An 18181-nucleotide genomic window follows, 5' to 3' on the forward strand; every position below is an offset into this window, starting at 1 on the left:
TCCTGTCTTGACGGATCGCAAGGCCTGCCTTGCCCGCCACAGCCAGGAGCCTCCAACGGCCCGAAACGCGAGACCTCAGACCACAGTGACAATGTTATCCATCCGCCGCTATCCCGATCCCGCCCTGAAAAGCCGCTGCTCCGAAGTTACCGTATTCGACGCTGACCTGAAGGCGCTGGCGGACAACCTGCATGCGGCAATGACGGCCGCGCCGGGCGTCGGCATCACCGCCGCCCATTGCGGCATCCTCCAGCGCGTCGTCGTGCTCGACCTGCCGGAACTCGGCGGTCGCCGCGACTATGTCAATCCGGAACTTCTTGCCGCATCGGACGATACGATGGAACACACCGAAGGCAGCGTTTCCATGCCGGGCATGACCGAAACGATTGCGCGCCCTCGCCTGATCGAGATTCGCTACCGGACACTTGATGGACAGAAGAGGTTCGAAACGCTGGAGGACTTTGCAGCGATCTGCATGCAGCACGAAATAGACCAGCTCGACGGCCTGTTCTGGATCCACAGGCTGTCGCGACTGAAGCGCGAGCGCCTGTTGAAGAAATGGGAAAAGCAGGCGCGCTGACATGTGATCCGCGAACCTGACCTCGAACAAAGCGCGCTCCCGCGCGTTTGGTTTGTACTTTCGAGGCGAAGGAGCAGATCGATGGCCAAGGACAACCGCAAGACCGAATTTTCCCGCGAAGACGATTACCGCGACTACGAGCAGCGCGATATCGACAATGGCTGGCCCTATGCCGACGGGTCCGGCGCCACGGCCGAGCCTGTCGAGAACCACGGTTACGGCGAGACCGGCGCCAATTTCGATCGCGATCGCAACAAGGGCTTCGGCGTGAGCACGGTCGAGGCAAACGGCCTGCAGCCTCAACCGGCCACGCCTGCCCTCTCGGCCAACGATCACAGCGACGACGACGACCAGCTCGAATCGGATATCGACGCGGCGCTTTCGGATTTCGACCACAATATCCTGGCCGGGATCGACATCCAGGTTGATGGACAGGCTGGCGGTCATCTGGTGACGTTGCGCGGCGCCGTTGATACGGCCGAGGAACGTCGCAGCATCGAGTTGAAGGTGCTGGCGCTCAACGGTGTCCGCGCTGTGCACAACCATATCACCACGCTCGGCATCGACAGCCACATTCCCGGCGATGCCGATTGATTGCCGACGCAAGCCAATTGACGCCATAGATCAGACCAAAACACTGTTCGTGCGGCAGAAAACAAAAAACCCGGCCAAAGGCCGGGTTCTTTTTGGTGCGGTCGAGAAGACTCGAACTTCCACGTCTTGCGACACAGCGACCTCAACGCTGCGCGTCTACCAATTCCGCCACGACCGCATCGTGGTAGGCGCCGAATTGCTCCGGCGGGGCTGCATGTAGCAAAAGCATCCGGGGTCCACAAGCCCGCCGTGACAGTTTTTTGAAAAATCGGTTCCACCGGTGGATAAGCCTGTGAACAGCCGGAGGCGACGGGCTGCCAACTCCTCTTGAAGTCCGGGGCTTTTCTTGCCAAGTAAAGGGAAAACAAGGGTTTTCACCCGAGGCAGATTTCATGCAACGCACCGATCTCGATCTCTCCATGCTGGCCGCTGACGGCTGTCCCCCCATTCGCTGGCGGATCACCGAAGGGCTTGTTCCCTATGAAGAAGCCGTGGCCGAAATGGAGCGCCAGGTCGCGGCCATCGCAGATGGCACGGCCGACGAACTGGTCTGGCTGCTCGAACATCCGCCGCTCTATACCGCCGGCACCAGCGCCGATTCCGCCGACTTGATCCAGCCGGATCGCTTTCCGGTCTTTGCCACCGGCCGCGGCGGCGAATATACCTATCACGGGCCCGGCCAGCGGGTGGCCTATGTCATGCTCGACCTCAAGCGGCGGCGCCAGGACGTGCGCGCTTATGTTGCTGCGCTCGAAGAGGTCGTGATCCGCACGCTCGACAGCATGAATGTCCGTGGCGAACGGCGCGAAGATCGGGTTGGTGTCTGGGTACGCCGGCCGGAAAAGCCCCTTTTGCCCGACGGCACGATGGCGGAAGACAAGATTGCGGCACTCGGCATCCGCTTGCGCCGGTGGGTGAGCTTTCACGGCCTGTCGATCAATGTCGATCCGGACCTCGACCATTTTTCCGGCATCGTGCCCTGCGGAATCAGCGCCTACGGCGTGACGAGCCTTGTCGATCTGGGGCTGCCGGTGATGATGACCGATGTCGACATGCGGCTGCGCGATGCATTCGAAGAGGTTTTCGGCGAGACGGCCAACGACAGCACGGCGTGAAGCCTCAGGCGCGGCCGATCGTCGGGCCATCGAGATCGGACAGCGCGCGTTTTCCGTTCTGCCGGTCCTCGTAGCGTTCGATCTGCTGGCTGATCTGGCGGATCAACCGACCGCATTCCTGATGCGCATCGTTCAGCCGTCGCAATTGCACCTGAAGCGCTTCCAGGGGCAGTTCGTCCGTTTCTTCCAGCGGACCATAACCATGTCCGGTGATCAGCCACATCGGGGAAACGCCCAGGATGCCGGCAAGATCGATCAGCCGGGACGGTCGCGGTTCGCAGCGATCTGCCTCCCAGTTCAGCAGGCTGTCCTTGCGCACCCCGAGACGATTGGCAAGGTCGACAAGCGAAATGCCCGCCGCATCGCGTGCGGCCGACAGACGTCCCCCCAGCGTATCGTCGCTCGAATCGATCATCCTTGAAACGCTGTCGCGGTTGGGCATGCACCGTCCTCCCTTGGCAAAACGGCCGAACACCGGAGGCTCCCGGTTGTCAGCCAGTCTTTTGCATCCTCCAGACGAATATAGGATGGCTAACATTGGACCGCCACCCCGGCAACGGCATGCACATGCAGGAAATCGCCAGAACCCGACAAGTTGCCTGTTTGCAACGACGCGCAGGGCCGCTCCCCTTCCTTGATCTGCCTTGGCGCCTGTGCTTGATGACCTGACAATCGCCAGGGGCAAACACCATGCAGCCGTCGAGTTCTTCGTCCAATCCCCTGCGCGGCATGGTCCTGATGGCCGGTTGCATGCTGGTTCTGCCGGTGATGGACGCGATTGCCAAATACATGGCGACCGTCGAGGGCATGTCACCGGCCCAGGTGACCTTTTATCGCTTCCTGTTCCAGCTCGCCTCCACCCTGCCCTTCCTTCTCGCACTGCGTGGCCTTGCGGCGCTGGCCGCCAATCGGCCGTGGATGAACCTCCTGCGCGGCGCGCTGCATGGAGCAGCGAGCCTGCTGTTCTTCATGGCCGTCAAGTATATGCCGCTTGCCGACGTTTTCGCCATCTACTTTGTCGAACCATTCATTCTGACGGCCCTCTCTGCGGTCTTTCTGCGCGAGAAGGTCGGCTGGCGCCGCTGGCTCGCGATTGTCGTCGGCTTTGGCGGCGCCATGATCGTGATCCAGCCGAGCTACGACATCTTCGGCCTGACCGCCCTGCTGCCGGTCGCCTGCGCCTTCCTGTTTGCGCTCTACATGTTTCTCAACCGGGCGATCGGCGAGGCCGATTCGCCGATGACCATGCAGACGCTCGCGGGCATTGGCGGCACCCTGTTCATGACCGCCGCCCTGGCAATCGGAACAACCGCCGGCGATGCGAACTTCGCCGTATCCCTGCCCGCCTCCTGGCTCGGCTTGCTGCTCCTGATCCTGCTCGGAACGATATCCGGCTTCATCCATCTTCTGGTGGTGCGCGCCTTTCGCATGGCACCGCTGTCGGTCCTCGCGCCGTTCCAGTATTTTGAGATCATCGCAGCGGTAGCACTCGGCTATCTGTTCTTCGACGAATTCCCGAGTGCCTCGAAATGGCTCGGTATCCTGATCATTGTCGGCTCCGGCCTCTTCATTCTGTGGCGCGAACAGAAGCGGGCGACGGGCAGTCTCAACATCGGCGCTGGCCAATAAGACTTTGCTAACGCATTTCCTTAGCGAAATCGCAAGGCATGGATATCTATCCTGATCGCCAGTTTCATGATGAAACAGGATAGAGAAACATGAGCGAGTTTCGCCTCTCGTTTCCGGCATGTGCCATTGCCGGCAAACAGACGCTGTCGTTAAGCGACATTCGTCTTCTGCGCATTCATATGTTTGCCGGCGGTGTTCAGACATCCGCCGATGTCACTACGCCTGCCGCGCCGGACAATTGCGGTCGCGACAGACGTGCCGAATGGATCAGCTTTTTCTTCACAGATCTCGAAGCAGCGGCTGACGGCCTGTCGAACGATCCGCAATGGCATGGCCTTGCCGACCATCTGCCGCCATGTCGTGCGAAATCGACGCCGCAAAGCCCAACCAGCGCCGACGTCCGGTGGCTGAAAGTGCCGGACCACTTCTTTCTAGAACAGGGCAATGCCGCCTGATGGGCATGACGACGCCGGTCCTTCGGGCCAGCATGTTGCCCAGTATTTTAGCAATTCAAGAAACCCAAACATAAGACATGCGGCCTAGGGTGGCACCAGCCGTTCCCGGCCCGAGGAGACAGTGTTGGCGACACATCAAGCCGCAATAATCCTGCTCGTGATCAATCTCGGCCTTCTCTGGCTGATGATGGCGGCCCCGCTCGGCCGCCGCACCATCCGCGTCAGCCGCATGGTGCGCAAGCGGCCTGAGGATCTGTGGAACATCACTCGACCGGCCGGCGCCTTGACCGACTGGCACCCGTCGGTCATCGCCGTCGAGCCGGTGGCCGGGCATCCGGACCGCGTCGAATTCGCCTACCGTCAACCGGACAGGAACGGCAAGCCGACAAAGCGGACGATGATCGTCGACCGCGCCTCGATGAATACCAACGGCAGTTTCGCCTGCGATCTGCGCGTCGTCTCCGACAGCACGCTCGATCAATCCTTCTGGTCCGGATACCGCGAGAGCCGCCAGATCGAACCCGCAGAAAAGGGTGCCTTGGTCACATTCGAGCAGACCGACAGCTATCGTGGTGTCGCCTTCTATCTGCTGCGACTGTTTTCCATACGCCGCGAACTGCAGGCGCTGGACGATCACGTCGAGGGACGCGCCCACACCGGCAGAACCCATATCGAGCACCCTTTCTGGCAGACGCTGATCGTCATCGCCTCCACTCTGCTGCTTTGGCCGTTCTTCGGCCTCAATCCGGCAGGTTTGATGATCTCCACCTTCCTCACCCTGGTCATCGTGCTGCATGAGCTTGGTCACATGGTCGCCTACCGAGCCTTCGGCCATCCGAGGGTGCGCATGGTCTTCATTCCATTCCTCGGCGGCATTGCGATCGGCGGGCGCCCCTACAACAGCCTTTTCGAGGTCGCCACATGCGCTTTGATGGGCGCCGGCGTGTCGGCTCTTCTGGTCCCGATCATCGTCGCTGGTCATCAGTCGGCACTAAGCTTTCCACACCCGGCCGCCACCGAAGGACCGATCCTGATCTTTCTGGTCATCCTCGGCGCCTTCAACTTGCTCAACCTGCTGCCGACCTATCGCTTCGACGGCGGCCAGGTTCTGAGGCAGATATTCGTCAGCCAGAAAATGCTGGCTCTCGGCAGCTTCGGCATAACCGCCGTGATTCTTTGGACCTGCTGGCGTATCGGCCTGCCCTCGATGGTGCTCGTGTCGGGGCTGGCGATTTTCACGCTGCTGAGCCTGATCCGCACCCGCTCGATCAAGCCGCGCCATGAGCTGGTGCCAATGTCCGGACCGGAACGGTTGATGACCGGCTTCGGCCTCTATTCGGCGATTTCGATCCATGCCTATGCGGTGATCTATGCCTGCGACCGGCTGTTCGGCTGACAGGCGATCCTTTGGGAAACTGCTGACGGGCCGGTTGATGACCTTGACTTCATACGCCGAACTGGCTCCAAAAGAGCCATGAAAACCGACAATCCAATTCTGCCACTTGGCTATTCAGCCCTTCCCGCCGGCACCATCGCCAATGTCGTCACCTGCCTGGAAATGCACCACAGGCCGGATGCTGCAAAGCCGACTGCAGCGCCGGGCATGACACTGGAGCGCTGGGTCGATGTCGATCTTGATCAGTATCGCAACCTGTTTCGCCGCGTTGGCGAGGACTGGATGTGGGTGTCGCGTCTTATCATGCCGGATGACGAGCTGAGAGCCACCCTAAGCGATCCCGGTATCGAACTCTTTGCAGCGATGAAAGACGGCGCGCCGGTCGGCATCCTTGAACTGGACTTCCGCAAGCCGGGCGAGTGCGAACTGGTCTTCTTCGGCCTCGTGCCGGAGGCGATCGGCCAGGGTGCGGGCCGCTGGCTGATGAGCCAGGCCCTGGACAAGGCCTGGTCAAAGCCGATCAGTCGGCTCTGGCTGCACACCTGTCATTTCGACCATCCGGGTGCGATCACCTTCTATCGCCGCTCCGGTTTCGAACCCTACGGCACATTTGTCGAAGTGACCGAGGACCCACGTCTGACTGGCACAATGCGGATTGACGCGGCACAGCACGTTCCGCTGATCCGGCCGGCAGATCCGGTTTTGTAAGCGCTACCATCACAAAAACGGCGGCGGACCAAAAAGCGGACCAATAGCCCTTGAGCGTGCTTGGCCCGCTGTGCCAATGTCGCGCCGACACATCAGCTAGGGAGAATATACCATGGACGTTCGCGCCGCCGTTGCCGTGCAGGCTGGCAAGCCGCTGGAGATCATGACTGTTCAGTTGGAAGGCCCGCGCGCGGGTGAAGTTCTGATTGAAGTAAAGGCCACAGGTATTTGCCATACCGACGATTTCACTCTCTCTGGTGCCGATCCTGAAGGCCTGTTCCCGGCCATTCTCGGTCATGAGGGCGCGGGTATCGTCGTTGACGTCGGACCCGGTGTGACCTCGGTGAAGAAGGGCGATCATGTGATTCCGCTCTACACGCCGGAATGCCGCGAATGTTATTCCTGCCTCAGCCGCAAGACCAATCTCTGCACCTCGATCCGCGCCACACAGGGCCAGGGCCTGATGCCGGACGGCACCTCGCGCTTCTCGATCGGCAAGGACAAGATCCATCACTACATGGGTTGCTCGACCTTCGCCAACTTCACCGTTCTGCCCGAGATTGCCCTCGCCAAGGTCAATCCCGACGCCCCCTTCGACAAGATCTGCTACATCGGCTGCGGCGTGACGACCGGCATTGGCGCCGTGATCAACACCGCCAAGGTCGAGATCGGCTCGACCGCGATCGTCTTCGGTCTCGGCGGCATTGGCCTCAATGTTCTGCAGGGCCTGCGTCTCGCCGGCGCTGACATGATCATCGGCGTCGACATCAACAATGACCGCAAGGCCTGGGGCGAGAAATTCGGCATGACGCATTTCGTCAATCCGAAGGAAGTCGGCGACGACATCGTGCCCTATCTCGTCAACCTGACCAAGCGCAACGGCGACCTGATCGGTGGCGCGGACTATACGTTTGACTGCACCGGCAATACCAAGGTCATGCGCCAGGCGCTGGAATCGTCGCATCGCGGCTGGGGCAAGTCGGTGATCATCGGCGTGGCCGGCGCCGGCCAGGAAATCTCCACGCGTCCGTTCCAGCTGGTAACCGGCCGCAACTGGATGGGTACAGCCTTCGGCGGCGCCCGTGGCCGCACCGACGTGCCGAAGATCGTCGACTGGTACATGGACGGCAAGATCCAGATCGACCCGATGATCACGCACACCATGCCGCTCGAAGACATCAACAAGGGATTCGAGTTGATGCATTCGGGCGAGAGCATCCGTGGCGTCGTGGTCTACTGATGACGGACTTGCGTTACAGCGTCGACGCGCGGAGACTGGAAGAGTTCTCCGCGCTCGAACTGCATGATCTTTTGAAGATGCGCGTCGATGTCTTCGTGGTCGAGCAGAAATGCCCCTATCCGGAGATCGACGGCAAGGACAAGCATGCGCTGCATCTGCGCCTGATGCAGGATGGTGACCTGCTCGCCGCCGCCCGGATTTTTGCGCCCACCGAAGCCTCAGGCCCGGCCAAGATCGGCCGCGTCGTGGTCTCGCCTGCCCATCGCGGCAAGCGGCTTGGCGACGCCGTGATGCGCGAAGCAATATTGCTGTGCGAGGAACGTTTCCCCGCCTGCACGATCGCCCTATCGGCCCAGAGCCATCTGAAGGCATTCTACGCCTCCTTCGGCTTCGAGGCCTGTTCGGCGGAATATCTCGAGGACGGCATTCCCCATGTCGACATGTTTCGCCCGACGACAGTCGCCGTCAACTAACCGCATGTGATGCGCCGGGAAACCGTTTGATGATCTATGTCGATGCCGATGCCTGCCCGGTGAAGCAGGAAATCCTGAAAGTGGCCGAGCGCCACGCCATGGAGGTGACCTTTGTCGCCAATTCCGGCTTGCGCCCGTCGCGGGACCCGATGGTGAAGAACGTCATCGTCTCGAGCGGCTTTGACGCGGCCGACGACTGGATTGCCGAACGGGCTGGCCCCGAGGACATCGTCATCACCGCCGACGTGCCGCTGGCCGGCCGTTGCGTCGCCGCCGGCGCACAGGTGACCGGACCGACGGGCCGCGTCTTCGATACCGCCAATATCGGCATGGCAACGGCGATGCGGGATCTCGGCGCCCATTTGCGCGAGACCGGCGAAAGCAAGGGCTATAACGCCGCGTTCTCGCCGCGCGACCGTTCCGCTTTCCTCGAAACGCTTGACAGGCTGTGCCGCCGCCTCAAGAAGTGACGACGCCCAACCGGGCTTTTGCCCGACATCACCGGATGGACCGATGACACAAGCGCGCAACTGGATCCTCGACCATCGCTACAGCAGCTTCATGGGTGCCGGCGCTCTGGCCTTGGTTGCGCTGCCGGTGATTGCCCGGCTGGCACCGACGATTGCGATCGAAGGTCCGGCAATCTTGTTCTTTGTCACCTATCTGCTGCTCGCCTGGTCGAGGCTGAAGCGCCTGACGCCAGCCTTTCTGCGCCAGCACGCCGAGACGGCGGATGCCCCGGCCTTTGTCATCTTGTTCGTCACGGCACTCGCCATCGCGGCGGCAGTCGGATCATTGTTCGCCGTTCTGAACCGAGAAATCCGGGGCGCATCGCTCGAACTGTTGACGGCAGCCGGATCGGTCATTTTCGGCTGGCTGACCATCCACACCATGGCGGCCATGCACTATGCCCATGTCTACTGGAAACCCGGCCCAACACAGCAGGGCGGTCATCGTCCGCATCGCGGCGGGCTCGATTTTCCCGGCACGCCGGAGCCGTGTGGCCATGATTTTGTCTATTTTGCCCTGGTCATCGGCATGACGGCGCAGACCGCCGATGTCTCGATCACCACGACGGCCATGCGCCGGCTCAACATGATCCATGCCACCACCTCCTATTTCTTCAACACCGTGCTGATCGCCGCTGCCGTCAATGCAGCCGTGGCGCTGGCCGGTTGATCCCGCCAATCCCGATTGGACCACGATACCGACAAGGAAGACCGATGAAGATCCTTTCCCAGAACACCGCCTTTGGCGGCATGCAGGGCGTCTTTTCCCATGACAGCGAGACCACTGGAACCGAGATGACCTTTGCCGTCTTCGTTCCGCCACAGGCGATCACCGAAAAGCGGCCGGTCATCTGGTATCTGTCGGGGCTGACCTGCAGCCACGCCAATGTGATGGAAAAGGGCGAATACCGCCGCATGGCCGCAGAGCTCGGCCTGATCATCGTCTGCCCGGACACCAGCCCGCGCGGCAACGACGTCGCCGACGAACTGACCAATTGGAAGATGGGCAAGGGTGCGGGCATGTATCTCGATGCAACCGAAGCGCCGTGGGCCGAACACTACCAGATGTATTCTTACATCACCGAGGAACTGCCGGCCCTGATTGCCGAACAGTTCCGTGTCGATATGGATCGCCAGGGCATATTCGGCCACTCGATGGGCGGCCACGGCGCGATGACCATCGCCTTGAAGAATCCCGACCGTTTCAAGAGCTGCTCGGCCTTCGCCCCGATCGTCAATCCGCTGACTGCTGACTGGACCCAGGACGCATTCGAGAAATACATCGGCCCGGACCGGGCGAAATGGCGGCAATACGATGCCTGCGCACTGGTCGAGGATGGCGCGCGCTTCCCGGAATTCCTCATCGACCAGGGCAAGGCCGACAGTTTCCTCGAAACCGGACTGCAACCCTGGCTGTTCGAAGAGGCGATCAAGGACAAGGGCATCGGCCTGACCCTCCGGATGCACGAGCGTTATGACCACTCCTACTACTTCATTTCGACCTTCATGGAGGATCATCTGAAGTGGCACGCGGCGCGCCTCGGCTAGGCGATTTCGCCTGCTGGCGCCTTGCGGTATGGACCAGGATCAATGAAAGGCACGCACCTCGACCGGCGCGCGGCAGGCAATGGCGGCCTTGCGGCCCCATGCCTGCGCGTCATCCAGGCTGGCGGCCTCCAGTACCCAGAAACCGCCGACATGCTCGGTGCTTCGAAGATATGGTCCTTCACTGACGAGAACTTCGCCGTCGGGCTGCAAAGTCAGAGACGTCGCGTGGCGTGCGGGATGCAGGCCGCCGACGAAAACCCGGACGCCGGCGGCGACCATCTCGTCGTTGAGCGCATCGATGTCGCGCGCCATCGCCTCGTCCTCCGCAACCGCTGGATCGTAGTCGTCGGGGTGATGAATCGCCACCAGATACCGCATCACGACATCTCCTTTCAGTCGTTGTCACCGGATCACAGACATCTGCGGGGCGAAATGCGCCGGCCTTGGTTCAAAGCCTTCGATAAAGAAAATGGTCGAAATCGGCGGGCTTTGCCTGGCCGGTAATATCGAAGGCGAACATGCCGGCGAAGGCGCCGGTAAACGAGCCATGCTCGCCAAAACCGCCTTCGTCCGAGACGACCCCGGCGTCGAGAACCGGCCCGATCGCCTGCCAGTCGCCGCCAGCGTCTGCCGCGCTGCGCCAGAAGAACTGCAGATCATTGTCGATGACTTCCATCGCAAGATCGACCGAACCATGGCCGATGGCAATACCCTGCCCAATCGGGAACGTCAGCTTGCCGGCCGGGTAGTCACCAGGAACGGAGAGAATGATCAGGCAGCGGCCAAGTTCCTCGTCGGTGGAAAGGCCAAGCGCATGGAACTTGTACCGATTGTAGTAGTGGGTGATACCGGCGACCTGCTGGTAGGTGTCGGCCGAAAAATCGAGCCGTGTCTCGACGCGAAAACGATGATGCTCCTGTCGCCGGGCAACCAGCGCCTGTTCGAACCACGACCCGATGCTTTCGCGGCCGATCACCCGCAGATGCCCTGCCCGTTCGGTAAGGCTGAAGATACGGTCTGGCTGGGGCGTGCGCAGCCACTGGAACTCGGACGGCAGTTCGGGCGTGTCGAAGGTCCGCAGGATCTCGGCAGCCTCCGGCAACGTGACCGCCCCCTTCAGCGCGGGAACATCGACGGCCGGCACCACGCCGCCCTGCTCGAGATAAAGCCAGCCATCGTCTTTCCAGACGCATTTCTGAATGCCGGTCTCGCGTCCGAGCGTGCAGCGCCGCTTCGGCGCCAGCGGCCGGCCGCAGAGATGGGTGTGATAAACCTCGCCTTCGGCTGTCTCTACATACTGGCCGTGTCCCGAACGCTGCAGCTCCGCTTCCGGATTGTCCTTGGAGGTGATCAGATACTGGTTTGGGTGCAATTCGTAAGGGCCGTCGATCTTGCGCGAACGCGCCATGGTGACGGCGTGTTCATAGCCGGTGCCGCCCTCGGCGGTGGTCAGGTAATACCAGCCGTCGCGCTTGAACAAATGCGGCGCCTCGACCAGTCCGAGCGGACTTCCGGCAAAAATATTGCGTGTCGGACCCGTAAGTCTGTTCGCTTTGGAATCCCATTCCTGCAGCAGGATGCCATCGAAGGCCGGATGTTTGCCGATCGTGTTGTTGGCCTTCCGTCGGTGGTTCCACTGCATGTTGACGAACCACTTGCGGCCATCGTCGTCATGAAACAGCGACGGGTCGAAGCCTGACGAATTGACATAGACCGGATCGGACCAGGGACCTTCGATGGAGGGCGACGTGACGATGTAGTTATGCGCATCCTTGAAGCTGCCTTCGAAGCGCTTCACATCGGTATAGACCAGCCAGAACAGCCCGTCGGCATGGGACAGGCACGGCGCCCAGACACCGCAACTGTCGGGATTGCCGCGCATGTCGAGCTGGCTTGCCCGGCTGAGCGGGCGCGACACCAGCGTCCAGTTGGCCAGATCGCGAGAATGGTGGATCTGCACGCCGGGATACCATTCGAATGTCGAGGTGGCGATGTAGTAATCCTCGCCGACACGCAAGAAAGACGGGTCCGGATTGAAACCGGGCAGGATGGGGTTCTGGATCATGCGTGTCTCCTCCGTGTGCTTGCCGGTGGGATAGATACCCCCCTCTGTCGGCTACGCCGACATCTCCCCCACAAGGGGGAGATCGTCCGCTGGCGTTGCATCCTCCTCAACACAGGGTTTCCGTTCCCCATGTCGCATGCCGAAACGCGTTACTGCCGGCCCTGCATCGATCTCCCCCCGTGTGGGGGAGATGGCCGGCAGGCCAGAGGGGGGTAACCCAGCCCTCAACTCTATTTCTTCTTGCGCGCCGGCCCCTTGCGCTCGGCTGAGGCTGCCCACAGGTTGATGTCGGCATCCTTGGCGAAGACGTCGATTTCGGCCAGTTCCTCCGCTGTAAAGTCCGGCTTTTCGATCGCCTTAACGCAATCCTCCACCTGGCTTGGCCTGGAGGCGCCGATCAGCGCCGTCGTGATGCGGCCGCCGCGCAGAACCCAGGCGAGCGCCATCTGCGCCAGCGTCTGGCCGCGACGCTCTGCAATGCGGTTGAGGCCGCGGATGTTCTCGATATTGCGTTCGGTGAGGAAGTCGCGATTGAGCGACTTGTCCTGTGCTGCGCGGCTGCCTTCGGGAACGCCGCCGAGATATTTGGCCGTCAGCATGCCCTGGGCGAGCGGCGAGAAAACAATCGAGCCGACGCCGAGGTCTTCCAGCGTGTCGACCAGCCCATCCTCCTCGATCCACCGGTTGATCATCGAATAGCTCGGCTGATGGATGAGAAGCGGCGTGCCGAGGCTTTTCAGGATGTCATGGGCTTCGCGGGTGCGCTTCGAATTGTAGGACGAGATACCGATATATTGCGCCCTGCCCGACCGGACGATGTGATCGAGCGCGCCGCAGGTCTCCTCCAGCGGCGTGTCGGGATCGAAGCGGTGCGAGTAGAAGATGTCGACATAGTCGAGACCCAGCCGCTTCAGGCTCTGGTCGCAAGAGGCAACTACATATTTGCGGCTGCCCCATTCGCCGTATGGACCCGGCCACATGTTGTAGCCGGCCTTCGAGGAGATGATCATCTCGTCGCGGTAGCCGCGGAAATCGGTGCGGAGGATCTCGCCAAAGGCGGTTTCGGCGGAACCCGCCGGCGGACCGTAGTTGTTGGCGAGATCGAAATGCGTAATCCCCAGGTCAAAGGCCTTGCGGCAGATCGCCTGCTTGGTCTGGTGCGGCGTGTCGTTGCCGAAATTGTGCCACAGGCCAAGCGAGATCGCCGGCAACTTGAGGCCGCTCTTGCCGCAACGGTTGTAGGTCATCCGCTCATAGCGATCTTCGGCGGGGGTATAAGTCATATGTGGTTCTCCCAGATACAGAGTTCGTCGCTCGCACCTCATCCCCTGCCGGAACCTTCTCCCCGCAGGCGGGGAGAAGGGGCAGAACGCCGGCCGCGTCGGCCGGATGAGGGGCAAGCCGCGCCCCTTATCTCAGCAAAGCCTGTGCTTCGTCGATACCCAGGGCCGCCGGTTGTGTGCAAGTTGTGGAGAGCGTTACGAATTCGCCCGTTTCACCCGACTTGAGGATCGAGACCATGACGTCGACGCCGTGCAAAGCACGGTCGAGCGAGCAGCGCGCGTCACGGCCTTCGAGGATGGCGATTGCCATGTCGGCCAGACCGGCTGTGCGGTAGTTGGCGCGTGCACCCTGCGGGCTTTCCTGATTGTTGACACCGAACGGATGATCCCAGGCCTCGAGCGGCTGGATGTTCTTGTCGCGCCCTGATGCCTCGACGGCGCCGCCGAAGAAATTCGGATCGGGTACGTAGAGCGAGCCCTCTGTGCCGTAAAGCTCCATATTGGTATGGCGGTGCGACCAGACATCCCAGCTCGCCGACAGCGTGATCGTCGCGCCATTCTCGAATTCCAGCAGCGCATGGATATTGGTCGGCGTCTTGACCGGGATGGTTTCACCGGAACGCGGATGGCTGGTGATGGTCCGCGTCTCGCTTGCCATCGACGTCAGGGCCGCGACCCGCTTGACCGGGCCGATCAGGTTGACGAGATTGGCGATGTAATAGGGACCGAGATCGAGGATTGGTCCGCCGCCGGGCAGGAAGAAGAAGTCAGGGTTCGGATGCCACATTTCCATGCCCGGGCTCATCACATGGCAAGTGCCCGACGTGACCCGCCCAATGCCGCCCTTCTCGATATAGGCGCGTGCCAACTGGTGCGAGCCGCCAAGGAAGGTATCCGGCGCGCAGCCAACAAACAGACCCTTGTCGCGCGCGATCCGCCGCAGGTCCTCGCCCTGTTCGAGCGTCAGGACCAGCGGCTTTTCCGAATAGACGTGCTTGCCCGCCTCCAGAATGCGCTTCGACACAGCGTAGTGCGCATCCGGAATGGTCAGGTTGACGATGATGTCGAGCTCGTCATTGGCGAGCAGCTCGTCGATGGTCTGCGCCTTGACGCCGTATTCGTCGGCCCTGAGTTCGGCCGCATTCATGTTGAGGTCGCTGCAGGCCAGCACCTTCAGCCCCCGAAAGAGCGGTGCCAGCGAGAAATAGGTGGTTGAGATATTGCCGCATCCGATGATGCCGACGCCGAGTTCGCGTGCCATGGGAAATGTCCTGCTTTGAAATGGGATCAGTAGGCGTTGAAGGATGCGATCGAACGGGAAATCAACCGGTCGATATCCTTCGGATTGTCATGTTCGACGACGAAATATTTGACCTTGGTGCCGCGCAAGGCTTGCATCAGCCCATTCCAGTCGACCGTGCCGTGACCGACATCGGCCCAGCCGTCTTCATCGGCATTTTGCCCCGCCGGCGCAATATCCTTGACGTGGACGGCACTGATGCGTTTGCCGTAGCTTTCGATCCAGGCAAGCGGATCGGCATTGCCGCGGATGACCCAGGCGATATCCGCCTCCCAGTCGAGCTCGGGACCACCGGCCAGGATCTGCTCCTGCGGCGACGAATCGTCTTCCAGCGTGGCGAATTCGAAGTCGTGATTGTGCCAGCCGAAAATGAGACCGGCGTCCCGGATCGGCTTGCCCGCCGCCTGGAGGCGCTGACCAAAGGCGAACCAGCCGGACGCGTCGCTCGGCCGCTGGTCAGGCATCAGATACGGGCAATAGATTGCTTCGATGCCGAGCGCCTTGGCGATCCTGACCACCTTGGCCGGGTCGCCCTCGATCATGTCGAGACCGAAATGCGCCGTCGGCATGGTCAGGCCATTGGTCTCCAGATCCGCCTTCAATGCCGAGAGACCGGCGTCGTCGAGCGCCGCATACATTGCACCATAGCCTTCGACGGCGCCATATCCGGCCGCAGCAAGCTTGGGCAGGATGTCGCTGAACGGCTGGAAATTGCGGGCGCTATAAAGCTGGAAGCCGAGTTTCGTCATGGGTAGTTCCTCCTCGATGCTGCCCATGCCGTCGGCCGGGCTTTTGTACCTGAATGTTGTCAATCCGCCGCTTGGCAGGAATGCAGATCGTAGATGCGGAAGTCCGGCAATAAGCCGGGTTCGATCGGCGATGACGGTGTGAAGACGATCCGGCGGCTCTCGTCGGCTGAAAGATCGAAGGCATTGTCGCTGTAGCGACCGGGCGTGGCACTTTCGATCATCACAAACAGGGCGAGCCCCTTTGCCGAAACCGCAATCTCGAATGAGCCGTCACCAAGCGCCGTGACACCGGTCGTGAGTTCCGGCGACTGCAGGTCGAGCGACTTGTAGGTGCCGTTGAGGAAATGTCCCTCGCCGCGCATCCCGTTCGATGCCGTGAAGCTCCAGGCAAGCAGTCCGTCGACCGGGATCTCCGTGGTGTCGAGCACCAGCAGGACTTCGGCACGATCCGGGCCGCAATCGCCCTGGACGCTCTTCAGCGGCTTGCGTTTCCCGTCGAGCGCCAACGCGAACAGGTTCATGTCGATCGTCACCGGATCAAGCGTATCGTTGACCATGGACATCGTCAGCGACGCACCGTCATCAGAGGGGATCGCCGCGACGGCCACCGGCTGGAAAAACCGCCGCGCCATGTAATGCAGCGCCTTCCAGCTGCCGCCGTAGTCGAGGCTCGACCACGAGGCCACCGGCCAGGTGTCGTTAAGCTGCCAGTAGAGCGTGCCCATGCAATGGGGTTTGAGCGAGCGCCAATAGTCGACGGCTGTCCTGATAGCCAGCCCCTGCTGGATCTGGCTGAGATAGACGAAATTGGCGAAATCCTTGGGAAAACGGAAATAGCGGAACATCGTGCCCGCGATCCGCTCGTTGCCGCCGGCATTCTTCTGATGCAACTCGATCACCGGCGAGGCGATGTTCATGTCGGAAGCATCGGCGAAACTCTCGATCACCGGCAGCGACGTGTAGGACTGGAAGCCGAATTCCGAGCAGAAGCGCGGACGAACGCTGCGATAGTTGTCGAAACTCTTGTTCTCGTGCCAGACCGACCAGTAATGCATGTCGCCCGAGCCATCGGCATGCCAGGCGTCGCCATAGTCGAGATAACCGGAAGCTGGGCTCGACGGCCACCAGATACCCTGCGGGAAGGCCTTGCGCACACCCTGTTCGATCACCCGGTTGAGCCGGTCATAGGCGACCAGATAGCGGTCGCGGTTTTTTACCGATTCCTCGAACCAGGTGAGCGCACCCACCAGTTCATTGTCACCGCACCAGAGCGCGATCGACGGATGCGAGGCCAGCCGGCGGACCTGATAGTCGACTTCCTGTGCGACATTGGCAAGGAAGTCGTCGGTGCAGGGATAAAGGTTGCAGGAGAACATGAAGTCCTGCCAGACCATAAGTCCCTTGCGATCGCACAGATCGTAGAACCAGTCCTGCTCGTAGAAACCGCCGCCCCAGACGCGGATCATGTTCATGTGCGCATCGACGGCCGATTGCAGCAGGTCCTCGGTCTTGGCGATCGAACTCAGCGAATAGAGCGCATCGGCCGGGATCCAGTTGGCGCCGCGGCAGAAGATTTCGCGCCCGTTGACTTTCAGCGCAAACCGGCTGCCGGCCTCGTCCGGATCGGTGATCAGTTCGACCGTGCGCAGACCGATCTGGCGGCTGACGACCTCGCTGGGCAGATCGACGGTGAGCGTGTAGAGCGCCTGCTCGCCATTGCCGGCCGGCCACCAGAGCCGCGGGTTTTCCACCTCGAAGACATAGACCACCTTAGTCTCGCCGGCATTGATTCCGACATCGAGGCGGACCTTGTCGCCGTCCAGGGCAAAATGCACCGGCACCACGGCCGGCTCGGCCGAGTGGATCGTCGCCGTCACCTTGAGATCGACGCGGCCATCGGCATGATGAAGCTGCTCGGTCTCGACATGTTCGATCCGCGCCGGATCGAGCCTCTTCACAGAAGCCGTGCCGTAGAGCCCGAGTGGCGCGATGGCGATATTCCAGTCCCAGCCGAAATGGCATTGCGGCTTGCGCAGCATATTGCCATGCGCAAGCGGCGAGTTGCCCTTGTGATAGGGCACGTAGAACGGCTGGCGAGCCTGGCGCTCAGCGCCGGCTGCGAGGCTCGAGTGAAAGACTATGCGAATGCGATTTTCGCCGGGCTGCAGGGCAGCCGAAATGTCGGGCCTGTAGCGGCGGAAGCAATTGTCCGCCGAAAGAATCGGCACGTCATTGACGAAAACAACGGCCACCGTGTCGAGATAGTCGATGTCGAGATACCAACTGCCCGAGGCGTCCGGCACGACGAAGCTGCGCTCGACCGACCATTCGCGCTCCGCGACCCACTGCACGACCTCTTCGTTGCGGCCGAAATACGGATCGGGAATGATGCCGGCCTTGACCAGCGCCGAATGCACATCGCCCGGCAGGCTGATGCTTGCGCCGTGTTCGCCATCGACGGACGCCAGCTGCCATTCGCCGTGAAGATCGATGATGTCGCCGTTTGAACTCTGCATGGTCTTTATCCTGACTGAGAC

The 18181-nt window shown here is 61.4% G+C and carries 19 protein-coding genes and 1 tRNA gene; 12 read left to right on the plus strand and 8 right to left on the minus strand.

What is annotated here, in order from left to right:
- The first annotated feature begins 91 nt into the window (after positions 1-91).
- Together IM739_RS13165 and IM739_RS13170 are read left to right on the plus strand one after the other, a co-directional pair.
- Positions 92-580: a peptide deformylase gene (locus IM739_RS13165; protein ID WP_442981132.1), complete on the plus strand. Its 489-nt coding sequence runs from the start codon at positions 92-94 to the stop codon at positions 578-580.
- A gap of 81 nt (positions 581-661) precedes the next feature.
- Complete coding sequence (locus IM739_RS13170) at positions 662-1174, plus strand: BON domain-containing protein (RefSeq protein ID WP_237368176.1); 513 nt, start codon at positions 662-664, stop codon at positions 1172-1174.
- A gap of 93 nt (positions 1175-1267) precedes the next feature.
- On the opposite strand, the gene IM739_RS13175 is transcribed toward IM739_RS13170, so the two are convergent.
- Positions 1268-1352 (minus strand) — tRNA-Leu (locus tag IM739_RS13175).
- Positions 1353-1566: 214 nt separating this feature from the next.
- Here IM739_RS13175 and lipB point away from each other — a divergent pair.
- On the plus strand, positions 1567-2289 hold the full coding sequence (gene lipB / locus IM739_RS13180) for a lipoyl(octanoyl) transferase LipB (protein WP_237368177.1): 723 nt from the start codon (positions 1567-1569) through the stop codon (positions 2287-2289).
- A 4-nt stretch (positions 2290-2293) separates the two neighbouring features.
- Here the strand turns inward: lipB and IM739_RS13185 are convergent, their stop codons facing one another.
- Positions 2294-2731, minus strand: coding sequence for a helix-turn-helix domain-containing protein (locus IM739_RS13185; protein WP_237368178.1), 438 nt, complete (start codon positions 2729-2731; stop codon positions 2294-2296).
- 248 nt (positions 2732-2979) lie between these two features.
- Here IM739_RS13185 and IM739_RS13190 point away from each other — a divergent pair, with 248 nt between their 5' ends.
- From IM739_RS13190 to fghA, 9 genes are all read left to right on the plus strand, one after another.
- Entirely contained in the window at positions 2980-3918 is a 939-nt protein-coding gene (locus IM739_RS13190; protein WP_237368179.1) for a DMT family transporter, read from the plus strand.
- A gap of 89 nt (positions 3919-4007) precedes the next feature.
- On the plus strand, positions 4008-4373 hold the full coding sequence (locus IM739_RS13195) for a hypothetical protein (RefSeq protein WP_237368180.1): 366 nt from the start codon (positions 4008-4010) through the stop codon (positions 4371-4373).
- Between the two features lie 121 nt (positions 4374-4494).
- Positions 4495-5769, plus strand: a complete 1275-nt coding sequence (locus tag IM739_RS13200) for a hypothetical protein (RefSeq protein ID WP_237368181.1) — start codon at positions 4495-4497, stop codon at positions 5767-5769.
- A gap of 78 nt (positions 5770-5847) precedes the next feature.
- A complete protein-coding gene (locus tag IM739_RS13205; protein WP_237368182.1) occupies positions 5848-6477 on the plus strand; it encodes a GNAT family N-acetyltransferase in 630 nt (209 codons plus the stop codon).
- Positions 6478-6589: 112 nt separating this feature from the next.
- On the plus strand, positions 6590-7717 hold the full coding sequence (locus tag IM739_RS13210) for an S-(hydroxymethyl)glutathione dehydrogenase/class III alcohol dehydrogenase (RefSeq protein ID WP_237368183.1): 1128 nt from the start codon (positions 6590-6592) through the stop codon (positions 7715-7717).
- The gene (locus IM739_RS13215; protein WP_237368184.1) at positions 7717-8190 is read left to right on the plus strand and encodes a GNAT family N-acetyltransferase; all 474 of its coding nucleotides are present in this window, start codon (positions 7717-7719) and stop codon (positions 8188-8190) included. The genes IM739_RS13210 and IM739_RS13215 overlap by 1 nt, the downstream gene beginning before the upstream one ends.
- Positions 8191-8219: 29 nt before the next feature.
- Positions 8220-8660, plus strand: a complete 441-nt coding sequence (locus IM739_RS13220) for a YaiI/YqxD family protein (protein WP_237368185.1) — start codon at positions 8220-8222, stop codon at positions 8658-8660.
- Between the two features lie 43 nt (positions 8661-8703).
- Complete coding sequence (locus tag IM739_RS13225) at positions 8704-9369, plus strand: DUF1345 domain-containing protein (protein WP_442981043.1); 666 nt, start codon at positions 8704-8706, stop codon at positions 9367-9369.
- Positions 9370-9413: 44 nt separating this feature from the next.
- Positions 9414-10247 (plus strand): S-formylglutathione hydrolase, encoded by an 834-nt coding sequence (gene fghA / locus IM739_RS13230; RefSeq protein WP_237368186.1) that lies wholly within the window; start codon positions 9414-9416, stop codon positions 10245-10247.
- A 39-nt stretch (positions 10248-10286) separates the two neighbouring features.
- Here the strand turns inward: fghA and IM739_RS13235 are convergent, their stop codons facing one another.
- The 6 genes from IM739_RS13235 to IM739_RS13260 all read right to left on the minus strand — a co-directional run bounded on the left by IM739_RS13235 (position 10287) and on the right by IM739_RS13260 (position 18160).
- Positions 10287-10625 (minus strand): YciI family protein, encoded by a 339-nt coding sequence (locus tag IM739_RS13235; protein ID WP_237368187.1) that lies wholly within the window; start codon positions 10623-10625, stop codon positions 10287-10289.
- Between the two features lie 70 nt (positions 10626-10695).
- Positions 10696-12312 (minus strand): glycoside hydrolase family 43 protein, encoded by a 1617-nt coding sequence (locus IM739_RS13240; protein ID WP_237368188.1) that lies wholly within the window; start codon positions 12310-12312, stop codon positions 10696-10698.
- A 230-nt stretch (positions 12313-12542) separates the two neighbouring features.
- Positions 12543-13595 (minus strand): L-glyceraldehyde 3-phosphate reductase, encoded by a 1053-nt coding sequence (mgrA, locus tag IM739_RS13245; RefSeq protein WP_237368189.1) that lies wholly within the window; start codon positions 13593-13595, stop codon positions 12543-12545.
- 127 nt (positions 13596-13722) lie between these two features.
- Complete coding sequence (locus tag IM739_RS13250) at positions 13723-14856, minus strand: Gfo/Idh/MocA family protein (protein ID WP_237368190.1); 1134 nt, start codon at positions 14854-14856, stop codon at positions 13723-13725.
- Positions 14857-14882: 26 nt separating this feature from the next.
- Positions 14883-15644, minus strand: a complete 762-nt coding sequence (locus IM739_RS13255) for a sugar phosphate isomerase/epimerase family protein (protein WP_237368191.1) — start codon at positions 15642-15644, stop codon at positions 14883-14885.
- Positions 15645-15703: 59 nt separating this feature from the next.
- Positions 15704-18160, minus strand: a complete 2457-nt coding sequence (locus tag IM739_RS13260) for a beta-mannosidase (RefSeq protein ID WP_237368192.1) — start codon at positions 18158-18160, stop codon at positions 15704-15706.
- Positions 18161-18181: the final 21 nt, after the last annotated feature.

The sequence above is a fragment of the Rhizobium sp. SL42 genome, from assembly GCF_021729845.1.
GTDB lineage: Bacteria > Pseudomonadota > Alphaproteobacteria > Rhizobiales > Rhizobiaceae > Allorhizobium.